Source organism: Shewanella sp. ZOR0012 (assembly GCF_000798835.1).
Lineage (GTDB): Bacteria > Pseudomonadota > Gammaproteobacteria > Enterobacterales > Shewanellaceae > Shewanella > Shewanella xiamenensis.
Genome location: NZ_JTLE01000094.1, coordinates 3,605,625 through 3,622,943 on the forward strand (window position 1 = coordinate 3,605,625; position 17,319 = coordinate 3,622,943).

Consider the following 17,319-nt stretch of genomic DNA (forward strand, 5'->3'; position numbering starts at 1 on the left):
GAGTCTCAGGTTGTCGAGAAAATTAACTTTGATTTCCATTAGAATTTTTCCACTCAATATGCTCAAACGCGGTAATCGTATCCGTTACCGCACAGCATTGCCCTTGGGCGCTATCGTCTGGGGGGAATTATCGGTGTTTTTCGACCATTAGTCTTGGGTTAATTATGTTAAAAAAACACCAGCGGGAGTTTTATGCCGTGAGCAGCAAGAAGAACAGTGGGATTTATTGCGGCATTGACTGCGGTTTGGCTAAGGGTTAATGCTCAGCGTCGCCTTGCTTATCCGCCTCGCGCTTAACCAGTAAAAAGGTGAGATACATCTTGGTCGGCAGGGATAACGCCATGCCAACGGCAACGCAAACGGCGCTGATAATAATGCCTTTTACGCCCATGGCTTCAACGGTCACATTAAAGTTATGCAGATAAATGCCAAGCACAATCAGGCACAACCCGATGCTAATACAGATTTTTAAGAGGGTGATCAGCCGTTGGTTGGTCACAGTCCTGCCCCTTTTAGTGTGCGCATTTGGTATGTGTCCATCTCGCCTTGTCCACCTCACTTTGATTAAGCTTGAGCTGCGACTCTTGCCTACTTAAGCGAACAAACGCCCTGTCGCATTTCATCAAGAATAACTAATATAATGAGCGCATTGGCTTATTGAGGCTTTGATTAAGATCAACGAAGTACTGCGAGCCGCCCTCATCCTTAAGTCAAATATCATTAAGTTTTTTTGTCGGTTACATTAGATTTTTGTTAACTTAAGCACTTAAGAAGAATGGGGATTAGTTATACTGCCCTGCAAATATAGAGGCTTATTTCGGAGTTGTTAAGCATGTCTAATCTCAGTTTACGTAACAAATTGCTCCTGTTAGCGCTGTTCCCGTTACTCTTAACCCTCGTCATACTGATGACAGTTTCCTACCATGTAGAACAAGAATCTCTTGCCGATGAGGTCACCGCATTTAGAGAAAAGCTGATTGGCGAGCGTAAAGCCCAAATCAAAGAAGCCACCCAAATCGCCGCAGGCATAGTGCAATATCAGTTATCGTTAAAAGAACAGGGCAATGTCAATCAAGCCCTACGTGATATCCGCTTTGGTAGTTCGGGCTACTTCTTTATTTACGATTCCCAAGGTAAAAACCTGTTCCATGCGGTCATGCCCAATCTCGAAGGGCAAAATAAAATCGATATGACCGACCCCCGCGGCACCAAAATCATTGTCGGTTTACTCAATGCCGCGAAAAACGGTGACGGTAACTTCTCGTTTTATTTCCAAAAGCCAAATACCAACGAGCAAATCGAAAAAATCGGCTACTCCATGATGATCCCTGGTACTGATTGGATGCTCGGCACTGGGGTCTATGTTGATGATATCGATGCCGTGGTTGAGGATTACCGTGCAACCGCCTATGAACAAATGATGAGTAAATCCCTTGGGGTGTTATTAATTGCCCTGCTACTGGCGGCAATTACTGCCGCAGTAATCCTTTTGACAGCTCATCGCATGGTGACGCCGATTAAGAATATGGCCGATAACTTAAACGATATTGCCAAAGGCGAAGGTGATTTAACTAAACGCCTTACAGTGACGGGTGAGGATGAAATCGCCCAATTAGGCCGCTCCTTCAACCTGTTTGTCGATAAACTGCAAACCATCATTGGTGATGTCGCAAACGCGACCGCCAAAGTCAAAAGCGCGGCCAACGCGATTCACGACCAAACCAAGGTGATGTCGAGCCAGCTTATCAGCCATAACAATGAGACGGATCAAGTGGTTACCGCCATTACAGAGATGTCTGCAACCGCGAGTGAAGTAGCGCAAAATACCACCCAAGTGGCCGAGGCTACCCATGCCGCCACGGGCGATGTGGCCAATGCCCAGCGTTGTGTCGATGCCTCGCTAGAGGAGATTTCGGCACTGATGGCGCAAATCAATAATGCCGCCAGCAATATTCAATCCTTGAGTGAACAATCCAAAAAAATCAACAGCGTACTCTCGGTCATCGGCGGCATTGCCGAGCAAACCAACCTGTTGGCATTAAACGCCGCGATTGAAGCCGCCCGCGCTGGTGAACAGGGACGCGGCTTTGCCGTGGTGGCCGATGAGGTGCGTAGCTTAGCCAGCCGCACTCAATCAAGCACATTAGAAATCAACGAGATGCTATCTGAGCTACACAAGCTGGTGAGCTTAGCGGTTAAAACCATGGAAGAGAGTCAGCAGAGTTGTATCCGCTCGGTGGATTCGTCCCGCGCCATCTCCGAAAGCTTAGGCTCGGTGACTTCGGCAGTAACCGCCATCAATGATATGAGCACCCAAATTGCCACGGCAGCGACCGAGCAAAGCTCAGTGACCGAAGAGATCAATCGCAATGTGTTTGCTATTCAAGAGATTGTGAATGAGCTACTGCACTCCAGCGAAGATGCAGCAAGAGTGAGCCAAACCGTGTCACAGGAAGGGACGAATCTGGGTAAACTTGTGGGTCAATTTAAGATTTAACGCCTAAGACTTCATGTCGGCGATCGGCGTTAGTCGATTAAGTGTTAATCGATTCAGTGTTAGTCGATTCGGCATAAATAGCTATCCTTAACCACCTAAGGCCTCAAGCAATTGAGGCCTTTTTCTTAGTGGCTGCCCGCTAAAGACCACGCCCAAGCTCAGAGCTCGGCATCGAAGCGGGCAAGGCGCGCCTCGCTGATGCTGCATTGGGTTTGCTGCATCAGTTCGCCCAAGGTGATGGCGGGGTTTTGGTTGATCAGGCGAACCAATTTTGCGCTGAGTGGTTCAAGCTTATCGGCGTGTTGTAATAAAGCGGTATCGATCTTTTTGATCAGAAAGGCAAATTCGGCAGCATCACTCTGGGCAGTTAACTCGGCGCAGTAGCTTTGAATGGCGATAGCTTGCCCCGTGATACTCCAATTACGGGAGCGGCGCACCCGCTTAAGCTCGCAGCCGTGCTTTAGCGCCATTGCCTGCGCCCGCTTTGCCGCCTCGCGGCCGATGCGATGGATAAGTGATGGCAAGGGAATACTGATATCTTCATGCATGGCAAGTTAACTATTGTGCCTTGGGTCTAATATGGGTGAATAACGGGTCGAACTAAGTCGTAAACGTTAAGCGCGAAGCCTTATGCGCGATGCCTTAAGCCAACGCCGCCAGAGTTTACCCTGCTGGGCGTGCGAACAAAAGACGATACAGCCTCATGCAACAACTCACGCTAAGCGCCGCTCGCCCAAGATAGCGGCTCAGGCGTCACAGACTGACAACAACAGTCCTTGAGCAAGGCGGCGGGATTGCCTACAATAACGCACTTTTTGTTCACTACAGATAACGACCATGACTGACACAACAGCACAACCCGCATTACCCGATCGTCTTTCGGTTAACCCACGCAGCCGCCACCATGTAGCTGAAGTCTTCCAATACGATGTGGGTATCCGTGTGAACGGTAAAGAACGTTTCGATGTTGAAGAATACTGCATCAGCGAAGGCTGGGTTAAAGTACCAAGCAAATCTTTAGACCGTCGCGGTCAACCGCTACTGTTAACCATCAAAGGCACAGTAGAAGCATTTTACCGTTAAGCAACCACAGCTAACGGAAAATAATAACGGCCAATTCGATTGGCCGTTTTTATTTGCCCTGCATAACCCAAACGCCCACCAATTCATCACCCCCAATATTCACAAGTTGTTATTTAAAATAAGCTTTTGTGATAAAACGCATTGATTACACCACATAACGCAGGTTAAAGTGTGGCCACTTAGGGAAATGCAGAGCCACACTCGAACACCCATATCGAGCACGCTATTTAGGGATGAAGCAGCAACTCAGTTATCCGCCTCCCCCCTCTTAAAGCCACCTCTGTCACCAAGGTATAAAGCACATTCGTTATATGTGCGTTATGGAATAAAGAAAAACCTTTTTACTTCAAGGATGTAAATGGCAGATTTTACAAACAATCTTTTATCGATAGTGATCATCCTCTCGAGCATGTTCGTCACAATTGGAGTAATGTACGCGCTGCTCAAATACCGCGATGCTACTGTCACTCTGCCCGTTGATCGTGAGCAACTCAGCCGTATTCCCGCCTATGGCTTACAAAAGCAAATCCAAGATCTGCAATTAGATTTAATTGGCAGCATGATGATGGGGCTGATGATAGTGTGTTTCCCCTTTGCAATAAACAGTATTCAAGCACATATTGCCGTCGGGAAATTCCCTTGGGTTTACGCCCTAACAGGTTTAATGGGATTAACTTATTGCGGTATTAAAACTTGGAAAAACTTTTCCAAACTTACCAAACTACGCCTAGGACATACGGCAGAAATCGCCACCGCCAATGAACTTATCGGCCTACAAGCCTTGGGCTATCAAGTGTTTCACGATGTGCAAGCCGACGGCTTTAATATCGACCACCTCGTTATCGGCAAAAATGGCGTATTCGCGATTGAAACCAAAGGCCGCCATAAGCGCAATAAAGACCTACGCCAAACCAATGGCAATGGCGGAGGCTCTGGCTCTAGTTCTGGTAAGAAAGGCTATGAAGTATTTTACAAAGACGGGCGCTTAAACTTCCCCTCGTGGACAGAAACCAAACCCATAGAACAAGCCGAGCGTCAGGCCAAGTGGGTCAGCCAATGGTTAACCAAAGCCACAGGCTCCCCCGTCGCCGCCACCCCAGCGCTAGTATTCCCCGGCTGGTATGTCACAAGTCAATCGAAACCACCGTTCCCGATCCTAAACCACAAACAATTAGTCGGAACGATCCCGAAACTGAAAACCCAAGATCTTACTCAGCAACAAGTCGACACCATCATCTACCAAGTCGCCCAAAGATGCCTAAGTAAAAGCGAGGTCGGGAAATGATGAGAGATAACATTGGCAGACTAATTATTAATATTTAAATAGGGCATGATATGTGATTGTGACTCAACTAGTTTTTTATGAAATTATGTACTCGTACTAACAATAAATTAGCGATTTTTATAAAGGAAAATTAAAGTGTCTTTTAATCTAACTAGAATGACTATTTATGCACTAATTGCAGCCATAGAAGAGGATTTACGCTTATTGATCAAAGCACATATTGTCGATGAGAAAATTATAGATACTCAATTGATAGCTAGATCTAAAGACCGAATAAAAAAAGATATCGGCAGTCTCTTTGGGGAAATAGAGTTACAAGACATTATCGACTATTTTGATCTTGGTGATACATTCACAACAATAAATACAAATCGCGCTTATTTTCCTGAACACGTATCAAAATTGATCAAAAACCTAACTAAAAATTTTGAAACCATTGTCTCTATTAGAAATAGAGTAATGCACATTAGGCCACTGAATTTTGATGATTTACCTATAGTAAGCGAATTTTGTAAAAATCTCTTAGACTCAGAAAACGCGCTTATTTGGCAAAATATAGATGAAACTCTAAACAAGCTTAAAGAAGATCCAAGTTTTGTACTTAGCTTAGATATTCTCAACTATGATGATGATGAATCCATAAATCATAACCTACCTATACCCGATTTTGATGAAACTGGTTTAATAGGTCGAGATAAAGAAGTTGAACAAGTAAAAAAACTATGCTTAGGCGGTTTTCCAGTAATCTCGATAGTGGGTGAAGGAGGTGTAGGGAAATCAGCCCTAGCTCTAAAAGTAGCATATGAACTGATAGAAAAAGATTCGCCATTTGATGCAGTTGTTTGGGTAACGTCAAAAACAACGCAAATAACTTTAAATGAAATAAAAGAAATCAAAGGCGCTATTAATAGTTCTATAGGTGTTATCCAAGAGATCGGGAAACAAGTTGTTGGCGATGAATTTAACAACAACAATCTTGAAGAGGTCATTGAATATTTGGCTACATTCAAAATTGCTTTATTCATAGATAATCTTGAAACAATCTTAGATGAAAATATTAGACAGTTTGTCGGTGCTCTTCCTCAAGGTAGTAAAATTATAATAACATCAAGGATAGGTTTAGGCGCTTATGAATATCCAATTAAACTCCAAGGAATTGGAGAGTCTTATGCGTCCCAATTATTAAGAACAGTTGCACAAATTCGAAATGTTGATGCTTTATCAAAGTTGCATGAAAATGTGCTTCGCGGTTATGTCAATAGAATGCATCGGAATCCAAGTTATATAAAGTGGTTTGTAAGCTCCGTTCAGACAGGGCTAAGTCCTGAAGCAGTTCTCCAGAATTCTGATAATTTCTTAGATTTCTGTATGTCCAATGTTTATGAATATCTATCTCCAAATGCACAGAAATTAACAAAATCTATGCAATGTGCACAAGGTTTAAAAGATATACCTGAACTAACATATTTAAATGATTTCGAGGCGTTGGAAGCTCAAAAAGCTATCCAAGAGCTAATGGCTACAAACATGCTATTACAATCATCTATAGTAAAAGGTGCAAGCGTAAAGACAACTTATCAGCTATCAGAGCTTGCTCGTGCTTATCTAGGAAAACATCATAAACCATCACAAGCATTCCAGAAAGAAATTAGAGATAAGAGGAATAAACTTAATTCAATTTTTGAAGATCAAATGAGTCGAAGAACTGGGAATAAGTATTCTCCAAGGAATATACAGTTTAGAGATAAGTCAGATAGAGTAATCGCTAGGAAACTCTATGACGCACAAAATCATATTAAAAATGCTGAGCATGACCTAGCCTTTGAAATTTTACAGGAAGCACAAAGATTAGCTCCTGATTACTTTGAAGTGGCACGTTTTATGGCTTACTTTCATCAGAATAGTGGGAATATTAGTGATGCAAGAGAGCAATATGAACTTGCCATTGTTCTTTCTCCTAATACACCTCAATTACATTATTGGTTTGGTAAATTCTTACTTCACATTGAAGAGAATGTAGATGAAGCTGTAGAACAATTCAAAATGGCTCATGACTTGGATATGGGTTCTGCTGAAATATCTTTATCTTTGGCTAGAGGATATCTATTTCAGCATGAATTTGATAAAACTCAAGATATCATAACGCAACTTTCTGAAAGTATAGATAACGCTGACGAACACCTATTTAAAATGTACCTTGATACTGAAATTCAAGTCTTATACAGAAGGGCTGATGATTTTTCAAAATATGGAGATTTTGATAGCTCGATAGACTACTTGGAAAAAATGAAATCAAAATTTGAAGATCTAAGGGATAAATATAAGGATAGGCACATCCGTCAAAAGTTGAAAAAATGCAATTATACATTAAGTAAAATACTAAAATCTGAGAGAGAAGATCTAAAAATGAGGGCTGCAGACCTATCTAGCTGGATCGAAATAGAGTGTTTCTGTTAGACGGAATAAATTTATCATTCGCTTTGAATGTAAAATTGAAAGTAATGAAAAGCAGGACAGACATAACTCGCCACTCAATGGTTACACCAGAACAGGCATTGTTGCACCAGTGACCTTCTAAAACATGGATGTTTTAGTAGAGCCTACAGGGACGTATCCACGGCGTGTCACTGGTGTAACAGTGCGAGAGCCTGCGGCAGGCAATTGGGAAGTACAGTTGCCAGAAGCCACAAAATAGCCCATTCGCAGCACTGAACTCCGCAGAGTTAAAACTAACCAATAAAAAAAGCGAACCGCTAAGGGTTCGCTTTTCATCAAACGTTAGATCTGAATAACGTACTATTCAGCCCTTATTCATAGTCTGATAACGGCACACATGCACAGAACAAATTACGGTCGCCGTAAACATCATCAATACGGTTCACAGTTGGCCAGAACTTGTTAGTACGCACTGCAGCACTTGGGAACACGGCCACTTCACGGCTGTATGGGCGTGAATCGAACGCTGGGTCCATAATATCGGCCATAGTGTGTGGCGCGTTGTGCAGCGGGTTGTTGTCCGCTGGCCACTCGCCAGCTTCAACCTTAGCGATTTCGGCGCGGATTGACACCATAGCGTCGATAAAGCGGTCCAGTTCAACCTTAGACTCAGATTCGGTTGGCTCAATCATCAGCGTGCCCGCTACAGGGAAGCTCATGGTTGGCGCGTGGAAACCGTAGTCGTTCAGACGCTTAGCGATATCCATTTCGGTCACGCCAGAGGCTTCTTTGATGGGGCGCAGGTCGATAATACATTCGTGCGCGACGCGATCGTTACGGCCGCGGAACAGTACTGGGTAGTGTTCAGACAGCTTCTTCATCACGTAGTTAGCGTTTAACAGCGCGGTTTGAGTCGACTTTTTCAGGCCGTTTGAACCGAGCAGCTTAATGTACATCCAGCTGATTGGCAGAATGCCAGCACTGCCGTATGGCGCTGCTGAAACTGCACCGTTGTTATCGCTTTCGCGGCCTGGTTTCACTACAACGTGACCCGCGACGAACGGCGCTAAGTGCGCTTTCACGCCGATAGGGCCCATACCTGGACCACCGCCGCCGTGCGGAATCGCGAAGGTTTTGTGCAGGTTAAGGTGCGATACGTCGGCACCGATAAAGCCTGGTGAGGTTAAGCCAACTTGGGCGTTCATGTTGGCGCCGTCCAAGTACACTTGACCACCGTGCTGGTGCACTATGTTGCAGATTTCGCGGATAGATTCTTCGTACACACCGTGGGTCGATGGGTAAGTGATCATGATACATGACAGGTTTTCTGCCACTTCAGCCGCTTTGGCCTTCAGATCTTCTAAATCCACGTTACCTTGCTTATCACAGGCAGTCACAACCACTTGCATACCGGCTAATTGCGCCGATGCAGGGTTAGTACCGTGGGCAGATTGTGGGATTAAGCAGATGTTTCTGTGGGCTTCGCCGCGAGACTCGTGGTATTTACGAATCGCCAGCAGACCCGCGTATTCACCCTGTGCGCCAGAGTTAGGTTGGATACACACGGCATCGTAACCTGTGACATTCACTAACCATGAAGACAGTTCTTCAATCAGTTGGGTGTAACCCTTGGCTTGATCCAGTGGGCAGAATGGGTGCATGTTGGCAAATTCTGGCCAGCTGACTGGGATCATTTCAACCGCAGCGTTTAACTTCATGGTGCATGAACCCAATGAAATCATTGAGTAGTTCAGTGCTAAGTCTTTGCTTTCGAGACGCTTGATATAACGCATCATCTCGGTTTCGCTTTGGTAGCGATTGAAGGTTGGGTGGCTCAGGATGGCATCTTGACGCACTAAAGAGGCAGGAATCGATTGGCTACCTTGCGCCACGATTTGCGCATCTAATGCGGCAACGTCTAAGCCATGGCCAGCACCTAAAATCACATCGAACAGCGCTTCGATATCGCTGCGGATAGTGGTTTCATCTAAGCTCACCCCGACGATGCCGTCAGCATCGAAACGCAGGTTCATTTCAGCGGCCAGCGCGCGCGCATTGACTGCTGCAACGTCTAAGCCTTTGATGCTGATGGTATCGAACCAAGTATTGTTCACTAAGCTCACGCCTTTAGCTTGTAAGCCCGCGGCTAAGATATCAGCAAAGCGGTTGATGCGTGATGCGATGGTTTTCAGGCCTTGTGGGCCGTGGAATACGGCGTAGAAAGACGCCATGTTCGCTAACAGAATTTGCGCGGTACAAATGTTTGAGTTGGCTTTTTCGCGGCGGATATGCTGCTCGCGAGTTTGCATCGCCATACGCAGTGCGCGGTTACCACGGGTGTCCTTTGACACACCGATGATACGGCCTGGCATAGAGCGTTTGTGCTCGTCACGGGCCACGAAGAAGGCTGCGTGTGGACCACCAAAGCCCATCGGCACACCGAAACGCTGCGCGCTACCGAAGACCACGTCGGCGCCCATGGCACCCGGTGACTTGAGTAACACTAATGCCATGATGTCGGCAGCAACAGTCACAATCACGTTTTTCGCGCGTAATTCGGCGAATAAGTCAGTGAAGTCAGTGATTTGACCAAAACGGTTTGAATATTGGAACAAAGCACCAAACAGTTCGTGGTTTACTGCTTCATGGGCAGGACCGACCACCACTTCAAAACCAAAACACTCAGCGCGGGTTTTTACGACGTCTAAGGTTTGTGGGAATACGTCATCGGCTACGAAGAAAATGTTCGCTTTTTTGGCTTTAGACACACGCTTAGCCAGCGCCATCGCTTCGGCGGCGGCAGTCGCTTCGTCCAGCAGTGAAGCAGAGGCTAAATCTAAACCGGTTAAATCCATCGACACTTGTTGGAAGTTTAGAATGGCTTCTAAACGGCCTTGGGCGATTTCTGGTTGATAGGGCGTATAGGCCGTGTACCAACCTGGATTTTCTAAGACGTTACGTAAAATCACATTAGGCACTTGGGTACCGTAGTAACCCATACCAATGTAGCTTTTGAAGACTTGGTTTTGTTTGGCTAAACCACGAATGTAGGCCAAACCTTCGGCTTCGCCGCAGGAATCACCAATGCTCAACTCTTGGCTTAAACGGATCGACTCAGGCACGATTTGCGCAGTCAGATCGTCCAGAGACTCTGCACCAACGTAGTTCAACATTTCTTGTTGTTGGATGCTATCCGGGCCGATATGGCGACGTAAGAATAAATCGTGCTGTTCTAACTGAGTGAGGGTTTGCTTGGTCATGATAAACCTTGTTCCAGATTTGCCGTCGCTCAGGACTGTAGGGTACTGATAAACGGGCTATTGTTATGTCAAACTTGCGCTAAAACAAACGAAGCCCCTTGGGGCTTCGTTAGCGTCGACGATTATTCTTCGTCGATGACAGCTTGGTAACCTTCTGCATCGAGCAGAGCGTCAACTTCTGATTCATCAGAAGGCATAACGCGGAAGAACCAGCCTTCGCCGTAAGCGTCGCTGTTTACCAGCTCTGGAGAATCTTCCAGTGCTTCGTTCACGGCAATCACTTCACCAGAGATTGGCGCGTAGATGTCAGAAGCCGCTTTCACTGATTCTGCCACTGCACAGTCGTCGCCTGCAGTCACAGTGTCGCCCACTTCTGGCAGCTCAACGAAAACCATGTCACCTAACAGCTCTTGAGCATGCTCAGTGATACCCACAGTGTAGCTACCGTCTTCTTCCTTGCGGATCCATTCGTGTGAAGAGGCGTATTTCAGTTCTGTCGGAATATTGCTCATTGTTCTTGTTCCTTGTTCCGTTTTTTTAAAATGCTTGTTTACCGTTGCGCACAAAGTTTGGCGCTACTACTCTAACAGCCACGCGCTTTTTACGCATCTCGACTTCCGCCGTATCCCCAATTGAACTAGGAACACGCGCCATCGCAATAGAATAGCCCAATGTAGGTGAGAAAGTACCGCTAGTGATCACGCCTTGCTGCTCAACACCCGCTGCATCGGTGAAAAATACTGGCATATCATGGCGTAACACGCCTTTTTCTTCCATCACTAGACCGACTAATTTGTCGGTTCCCGCATCGCGCAGGGCTTCAAGCGCCTTACGACCGATAAAGTCACGGTCGGTTGGCTCCCATGCAATGGTCCAGCCCATGTTGGCGGCCAGCGGATTGATGGTTTCGTCCATATCTAAGCCGTAGAGGTTCATACCGGCTTCGAGACGTAATGTATCGCGAGCGCCTAAACCACATGGTTTAACGCCTTGATCTAACAGAGCTTGCCACAGGGCTTCCGCTTCCGCTTCTGGCACGATGATCTCGTAGCCCGCTTCACCTGTGTAACCTGTGGTCGCAATAAACAGAGAACCCGCTTGCTTACCGAAGAAAGGCTTCATACCTTCGATTGCGGCATTTTGCTCGCTACTGAATACGGCGGCGGCTTTGGCCTTAGCGTTAGGCCCTTGAACGGCGATCATCGCCAGCTCAGGACGCTCGGTCACTGTGACATCAAAACCTTGGGATTGTTTGGCGATCCAGGCTAAGTCTTTTTCGCGGGTCGCGCTGTTAACAACAACACGGTAGAAAATGTCGGTGAGGTAGTAAGTGATTAGGTCGTCGATGATGCCGGCATTGTCATCTAACATGCCGCCGTATAAGGCTTTACCAGGCACTTTAAGTTTGGCCACATCGTTGGCGAGCAACTTACGGAGGAATGCACAAGCGTCGGTTCCGGTCACATCAACCACAGTCATGTGGGACACGTCGAACATACCTGCGTCTTGACGCACGGCGTGGTGTTCTTCGATTTGTGAACCATAGTTGAGGGGCATATCCCAACCGTGGAAGTCGACCATCTTAGCGTTTGATTCTAAGTGCTTGTTAAACAGAACAGTTTTATTAGCCATTGTTATCCCTTTTTTACGGCCTTCTTCAGGTCTCTGCCTAGCGTAGGGTGATACAAATCCGGCTAAATATCTGGCTAATCGGCATTTCACTTCCACGATGCATCAATTTGAAAGGGGTTCTTTCGGTCTCAATGCGTCTGTCACTGCAACGCCTGATTCGCTCTGAATTAATCAGATATTTATCGTGATTGGTATAAGTACTAGGGTCTAAAATGCGGCGAAATTATACCTTGCGTCACAAATTTGTATACAGGAGATTTTTCTAATCCGAAGCCAGTGTCATTAGATTTTCTCATCTTCAACATGTAATTTTTTTACATGCGAAAGCGAGATTTGCGCAGCTTGCAATCAAATCGCTGATAATTGCGGCAATTCTGATCACATTAGCGCAACCGAGGCTAGCGACATAACTTGGGTAGCGACGACTTATTACCCATGGCCTGTTGCATGAACACTGTTTTCAGCCCAGCGACATTATCGACGAGGTTGAGTCCCAGATCGCGAATGGCTTTTTTAACTGGGTTTGAACCCTCGAACAGGCGCTTAAAGCCTTCCATCGCCGCAATCATCTCCATCGCATCGGCCTTGCGCCAACGCTCTAACGCGCGCAGCTCGGCATAATCACCGATATCCTTACCCGCTTGCTGCAATTCGCTAACCACTTCGATAATGCTAGCGGCATCGAGGAAGCCAAGGTTTACCCCTTGGCCCGCTAATGGATGAATGGTGTGGGCTGCGTCCCCCGCGAGCAATAAACGGTGGCGGGCAAAATGGCGGGCGTAGCGCATCCGCAGTGGGAAGGCTTGGCGTTCACTCTCGAGCTTGCAAATGCCAAGGCGACCATCGAAGGCGGCGGTGAGATTGCGCTCAAATTGCACTTTGTCCATTGCCAGTAATTCAGTGGCGCGCTCGGGCGGCACAGACCAGACGATGGAGCAGAGGTTTTCTTCATATAATGGCAAGAAGGCCAGCGGGCCATCCTGCAAAAACACTTGGCGGGCGGTGGCGAGGTGTGGCATCTCGCTACGAATGGTCGCCACGATCGCATGGTGACCATAATCCCAGAAGGTTAACGGGATCTTACATTGTTCACGCACCCAAGAATTAGCGCCATCGGCGGCAATCACGAGTGCGGCGCTGACACTCTCTATTTCAGCACCATTGGCGAGGGTCAACCAAGCTTCACGCTCACCAAAGGCGATACGCTCTAAGCGTTGGTTTTCGATATGGGTGATATTGTCAAATTCGCTGGCACGCTTGGCGAGGGCATAGCTGATGGCGTCGTTTTCGATAATCGCGCCAAGGCTAGGTTCACTGATGCTACTGGCATCGAAGGCGATTTTGCCAAAACCGTCTTTATCCCATACCGCCATTTTTTGATAGGGCGTCGCGCGGCTGGCATCGACATAGTGCCAAGCGCCGAGGTGCTCCAGCAAACGTTGGCTCGCCTTGTTGATGGCGCTAACCCTAAGCCTTGGCTCACCGCTCACGGCCTCTGTGTGGCCCGCATCGATAACGACAACATTAAGATCGGCCTGCGCCAATCCTATCGCGGTGGCGAGTCCCACCATGCCGCCACCCACAATGGCAATGTCATAGGCTTGTGAACTTAACATGGGTACATCCTTTTCGCGTTGCGATACCAGTAATGATTATTTCCAGCCCATCGCTTTTTGAGCGACGGGGGTTTTCAGTGGCGGGAACCAAGATAACAGCCGTAATCCCAGATTACGCCCAAGGGCCAAGGGCCAATATTGGTTAGAGAAGCCACGGACTAAAAATTCAATATTGCGAATAGTGCTGTTTCTATCCGCCTCACGGGCCTGCAAATAGCCATGGGTAACGGCGACACCGCCGATATCCTCACCCTGCTCTCGCGCAGTGTTGAGCACTTCAAGCAAGCTCACCACATCCCGAAGGCCTAAGTTAAATCCCTGCCCCGCAATCGGGTGTAGCGTCTGCGCCGCATTGCCGATAAACACACATCTATGGTGAATTGGCCTTGGCATGTAGGACAGATTTAACGGATAAGCATGGCGCTCGCTGACATCGATAAACTGGCCGGCGCGATAACCAAAGGCTTGCTGCAACGCAGCTAAAAACTCAGCTTTAGGCGCGGTGAGCATCGCTTGGGCGCGGTGATTATCGAGTGCCCAGACGAGGGATAAACGCGGCTGGCCTTGGCTATCTGCCATCGGCAATAACGCCAGTGGGCCAGTCTCGGTAAATCGTTCATAGGCCCAGTGCTGATGAGGCTTATCGGTTTGTAGATTGGCGATAATCGCGGTTTGTTCAAACGCCACTTGGGTAATGGGCAGATTAAAACTGCTGCGCACTTTAGACTGCAAGCCATCGGCGGCGACCACCAGCTTGGCGCAAATCCGCTCGCCGGAATCCAGCACCAGCGTGTTGCTGTCGATATCGGGAATTAACACTGACAGTTTGGCAGGACAATAGCGCTTAACCTGAGTTTTGTTAAGCTCGCTAAACAGCACTTGGCCGACCCTTTCAAGCTCGACGACTTGCCCAAGCGCATCTAAATGGAACTGACTAGCGTTGAGTTCCGTCATGCCAAAATGGCCGCGATCGGACACGTGGATATCTTTAATTGCCGTGCCTAAATGCGCCAATTTTGGCCATAAACCTAAACGGGATAACTCGAAGATGGAACCATGGGCAATGGCGATAGAACGGGCGTCAAAACCGGGGTGATTGTTATCGGGAAGATGCGCCTCGATTAAGGCAATTGACAACGGTTTTTCAGTACCAGACAAACGCGCCAAAGCTAACGCTAGGGTCGCACCCGCCATGGCGCCACCGACAATGGCAATATCGACGTTTTGAACTGAATTATCCATGTGCTCTGCTACCGTCATGGGGTTCTCATTCAAGCTATGGCATGGCTAAAAGCGTTTCGCCATCAGGATGTTAGATTTGAAAAACACTAAAAGGCGGAGTCGCTCCGCCTTTCTCTTTTAGGAATTAATGGATCACCGCAGGATCGTCACTCTCTTCATCGCTCGGCTCAGGGCCAAACTCGGAGTAACACAAAATCGCAGCGATACGCACAAATTCCAACAATTCAATATAGGCGGTTTCCGACTCTTCATCGTCGGTCACATCGAATTCCACTTGAGCGATATCGGCCAGATCTTTAATCACTTCACGCACTTCAGCGGAGGCTTTATTGAGCTTAGGCTGGATAATCGCAATGCCTGTTAAAAAGCTTTGCGTCCAAAGCGATAGCGCCTCAACTCGGTGACTGAGGGATTCTTCCTCTTCGGGAAGCAATGGCATAAAACCAAAATCAAAGTCACTCAAACGAGCAACCGAGTCTTGGAACAACTCACACACCAATTGATGTAAAGGTGCGGGCAAAGGCTGACCATCGTTCATCAGGTCAAATAACGGTTTAATCCACAAATCACCGGTTTGATCTACACCACCGCAGATTAAACCCACAAGAGCACCGTGAACTTCCACGGGATGCTGACCAATTTCAGCCGCATCGAGGGCTATTTTTAAGCTTTCGATACGTAACGAAGGAGGGGTCGCCATATCAGATTCCAATCAGAATTTTCCAGCAGCAATGCTAGCAGAGTTAAAGACTTGAACCAACTCTGATCCGGCATTCTTAGGGTTGAAGATAAAAATTCCGGCAACTGCTCACACAAGCAGCAAACAAAACGGCGAATGTGCAATCCATCAGCGGCTTACCTTGCACTTTTAATATCAGCCCTATATAGTCCGCCCTATCGATGCCAACGAAAGGATCATCTTCGAATGAGTAACAGTGCAGTTGAAATCACCCTGCTGGGGCGCACCTACTCTATCGCCTGTCCGAAAGGTCAGGAAGATGCCCTACGCATTGTGGCTCAAGGGGTTGAGCAGCAACTCACCACCCTAAAAAATCGCACTAATAGCTTAAGCCGCGAAGAAATTGCCATTATGGCGGCGCTGAATATTGGCCACGAGTTGTACCAAGAAAAGCAAAAGAATAAGCATTATATGAAACAAATGGATGACCGCATCAGCCTGTTGCAGTCAACCTTGGAAAACGCCTTAGTTGAGCGTTCAACCAAATAGTTTTAGACTGTGCACTCGGTGCCAAGCACCATCTATCTGAGAAGAGTTGCACAGTGAATGGCTAACTGGCCTATACTTTTTTAAGCCAAACGATTAGCGATTCAATACCGTTTTTGCTCCCTGGGATGCAGGCTAACTGGTAATGTCCCTGTGCCGATAATTTTGATCTCAGGGTGAATGCTTTACTGACATTGAGCATGCTCGGCTCGTACCGAGAAGCCTTAGGAGGTAATCATTTACCCGCCTTGAACCTACGGTTCAAGGGCTACACCGGTAGCGGCATTCTGGGGAGCATCTTATTTATGTCTATCACTTCACCTGTATCGAACTCTTCGGCCCCAACAGTCAAGGGGCCACACGGCACTCAGCCTGAAATTGACGCCAAGTCGCTAAGTCTAAATCTAAGCCCAACTCTCAGCCGAGCCGAATTACGCAAACAAATCCGTTTAGCCCGCCGCTCGCTTTCGACAGAGGTGCAAACCGAGGCAAGCCTTGCCGCATGTCAGCGAATGCTCGAAAAGCTCAGCGCGCTGAAGGCCCAGCATGTCGCGCTTTACCTCACCCACGATGGCGAACTGGCAACAGCTCCGCTTATCGAAGCGCTTTGGCAACAGCGGATTCAAACCTATCTGCCACGGCTGCACCCCTTTAATGCTGGGCAATTATTGTTTTTGCATTACCACGCCGACTCGGTAATGCTACCGAATCAATTCGGTATTTTAGAGCCACGGCTAGATGTGCGTAACGTTATGCCGATTGAGCGACTCGATGTGGTGATCACCCCGCTCGTTGCCTTTGATATCCAAGGTAATCGTATGGGCATGGGCGGCGGCTATTACGACAGAACGCTAGCTAATTGGCACAGCAAAGGCAAACCACTGCCCATGGGGTATGCCCATGATTGCCAACAAGTACCGAGCCTGCCATGCGAACATTGGGATGTGCCCTTGCCCGCTATCATCACCCCAAGTCGAGTATGGGAGTTTTGAATAAAGAAGGTGCTAGGTGCTAGATAACTAGATTCTAGGACCTAGGACCTA

Annotated in this window: 14 protein-coding genes and 1 other RNA gene; 7 read left to right on the forward strand and 8 right to left on the reverse strand. The window is 47.4% G+C overall.

Features of this window, described 5'->3' with window-relative positions; genetic code table 11:
• Nucleotides 1–256: 256 nt before the first annotated feature.
• Nucleotides 257–499 (reverse strand): hypothetical protein, encoded by a 243-nt coding sequence (locus tag L976_RS17435; protein ID WP_047538762.1) that lies wholly within the window; start codon nt 497–499, stop codon nt 257–259.
• A 333-nt stretch (nt 500–832) separates the two neighbouring features.
• On the opposite strand from L976_RS17435, the gene L976_RS17440 reads away from it, so the two are divergent.
• Nucleotides 833–2,497: a methyl-accepting chemotaxis protein gene (locus L976_RS17440; protein ID WP_047538765.1), complete on the forward strand. Its 1,665-nt coding sequence runs from the start codon at nt 833–835 to the stop codon at nt 2,495–2,497.
• A 158-nt stretch (nt 2,498–2,655) separates the two neighbouring features.
• On the opposite strand, the gene L976_RS17445 is transcribed toward L976_RS17440, so the two are convergent.
• A complete protein-coding gene (locus L976_RS17445; protein WP_047538769.1) occupies nt 2,656–3,045 on the reverse strand; it encodes a ribosome recycling factor family protein in 390 nt (129 codons plus the stop codon).
• Nucleotides 3,046–3,334: 289 nt separating this feature from the next.
• Between L976_RS17445 and L976_RS17450 the strand changes: the two genes are divergently transcribed.
• The 3 genes from L976_RS17450 to L976_RS17460 all read left to right on the forward strand — a co-directional run bounded on the left by L976_RS17450 (nt 3,335) and on the right by L976_RS17460 (nt 7,322).
• The gene (locus L976_RS17450) at nt 3,335–3,580 is read left to right on the forward strand and encodes a DUF3297 family protein (protein WP_037414354.1); all 246 of its coding nucleotides are present in this window, start codon (nt 3,335–3,337) and stop codon (nt 3,578–3,580) included.
• Nucleotides 3,581–3,938: 358 nt separating this feature from the next.
• Entirely contained in the window at nt 3,939–4,865 is a 927-nt protein-coding gene (locus tag L976_RS23545) for a nuclease-related domain-containing protein (RefSeq protein WP_047538774.1), read from the forward strand.
• 135 nt (nt 4,866–5,000) lie between these two features.
• The gene (locus L976_RS17460) at nt 5,001–7,322 is read left to right on the forward strand and encodes an NB-ARC domain-containing protein (RefSeq protein WP_047538776.1); all 2,322 of its coding nucleotides are present in this window, start codon (nt 5,001–5,003) and stop codon (nt 7,320–7,322) included.
• 350 nt (nt 7,323–7,672) lie between these two features.
• Here L976_RS17460 and gcvP read toward each other — a convergent pair whose 3' ends face one another.
• The 6 genes from gcvP to L976_RS17490 all read right to left on the reverse strand — a co-directional run bounded on the left by gcvP (nt 7,673) and on the right by L976_RS17490 (nt 15,751).
• Nucleotides 7,673–10,561 (reverse strand): aminomethyl-transferring glycine dehydrogenase, encoded by a 2,889-nt coding sequence (gene gcvP, locus L976_RS17465; RefSeq protein ID WP_047538779.1) that lies wholly within the window; start codon nt 10,559–10,561, stop codon nt 7,673–7,675.
• Nucleotides 10,562–10,683: 122 nt separating this feature from the next.
• The gene (gene gcvH, locus L976_RS17470) at nt 10,684–11,073 is read right to left on the reverse strand and encodes a glycine cleavage system protein GcvH (RefSeq protein ID WP_011071083.1); all 390 of its coding nucleotides are present in this window, start codon (nt 11,071–11,073) and stop codon (nt 10,684–10,686) included.
• A 25-nt stretch (nt 11,074–11,098) separates the two neighbouring features.
• Nucleotides 11,099–12,193 (reverse strand): glycine cleavage system aminomethyltransferase GcvT, encoded by a 1,095-nt coding sequence (gcvT, locus tag L976_RS17475; RefSeq protein ID WP_047538785.1) that lies wholly within the window; start codon nt 12,191–12,193, stop codon nt 11,099–11,101.
• A gap of 398 nt (nt 12,194–12,591) precedes the next feature.
• A complete protein-coding gene (locus tag L976_RS17480; protein ID WP_047538787.1) occupies nt 12,592–13,809 on the reverse strand; it encodes an FAD-dependent monooxygenase in 1,218 nt (405 codons plus the stop codon).
• A gap of 36 nt (nt 13,810–13,845) precedes the next feature.
• Nucleotides 13,846–15,069: a 2-octaprenyl-6-methoxyphenyl hydroxylase gene (ubiH, locus tag L976_RS17485; protein ID WP_047538790.1), complete on the reverse strand. Its 1,224-nt coding sequence runs from the start codon at nt 15,067–15,069 to the stop codon at nt 13,846–13,848.
• Nucleotides 15,070–15,175: 106 nt separating this feature from the next.
• Entirely contained in the window at nt 15,176–15,751 is a 576-nt protein-coding gene (locus L976_RS17490; protein ID WP_047538794.1) for a UPF0149 family protein, read from the reverse strand.
• Between the two features lie 225 nt (nt 15,752–15,976).
• Between L976_RS17490 and L976_RS17495 the strand changes: the two genes are divergently transcribed.
• From L976_RS17495 to L976_RS17500, 3 genes are all read left to right on the forward strand, one after another.
• Complete coding sequence (locus L976_RS17495) at nt 15,977–16,279, forward strand: cell division protein ZapA (RefSeq protein WP_037414335.1); 303 nt, start codon at nt 15,977–15,979, stop codon at nt 16,277–16,279.
• Nucleotides 16,280–16,393: 114 nt separating this feature from the next.
• A non-coding RNA gene (gene ssrS, locus L976_RS22925) (6S RNA) lies at nt 16,394–16,574 on the forward strand.
• Between the two features lie 7 nt (nt 16,575–16,581).
• The gene (locus tag L976_RS17500; RefSeq protein WP_047540667.1) at nt 16,582–17,268 is read left to right on the forward strand and encodes a 5-formyltetrahydrofolate cyclo-ligase; all 687 of its coding nucleotides are present in this window, start codon (nt 16,582–16,584) and stop codon (nt 17,266–17,268) included.
• The last annotated feature ends 51 nt before the right edge of the window (nt 17,269–17,319 follow it).

Coding starts and splice junctions, on each gene's coding strand:
- L976_RS17500 (WP_047540667.1), top strand. CDS start 16,582: ATGTCTATCACTTCACCTGTATCGAACTCTTCGGCCCCAACAGTCAAG.
- L976_RS17495 (WP_037414335.1), top strand. CDS start 15,977: ATGAGTAACAGTGCAGTTGAAATCACCCTGCTGGGGCGCACCTACTCT.
- L976_RS17445 (WP_047538769.1), bottom strand. CDS start 3,045: ATGCATGAAGATATCAGTATTCCCTTGCCATCACTTATCCATCGCATC.
- gcvH (WP_011071083.1), bottom strand. CDS start 11,073: ATGAGCAATATTCCGACAGAACTGAAATACGCCTCTTCACACGAATGG.
- L976_RS23545 (WP_047538774.1), top strand. CDS start 3,939: ATGGCAGATTTTACAAACAATCTTTTATCGATAGTGATCATCCTCTCG.
- L976_RS17450 (WP_037414354.1), top strand. CDS start 3,335: ATGACTGACACAACAGCACAACCCGCATTACCCGATCGTCTTTCGGTT.
- L976_RS17440 (WP_047538765.1), top strand. CDS start 833: ATGTCTAATCTCAGTTTACGTAACAAATTGCTCCTGTTAGCGCTGTTC.
- gcvP (WP_047538779.1), bottom strand. CDS start 10,561: ATGACCAAGCAAACCCTCACTCAGTTAGAACAGCACGATTTATTCTTA.
- gcvT (WP_047538785.1), bottom strand. CDS start 12,193: ATGGCTAATAAAACTGTTCTGTTTAACAAGCACTTAGAATCAAACGCT.
- L976_RS17490 (WP_047538794.1), bottom strand. CDS start 15,751: ATGGCGACCCCTCCTTCGTTACGTATCGAAAGCTTAAAAATAGCCCTC.
- L976_RS17480 (WP_047538787.1), bottom strand. CDS start 13,809: ATGTTAAGTTCACAAGCCTATGACATTGCCATTGTGGGTGGCGGCATG.
- ubiH (WP_047538790.1), bottom strand. CDS start 15,069: ATGACGGTAGCAGAGCACATGGATAATTCAGTTCAAAACGTCGATATT.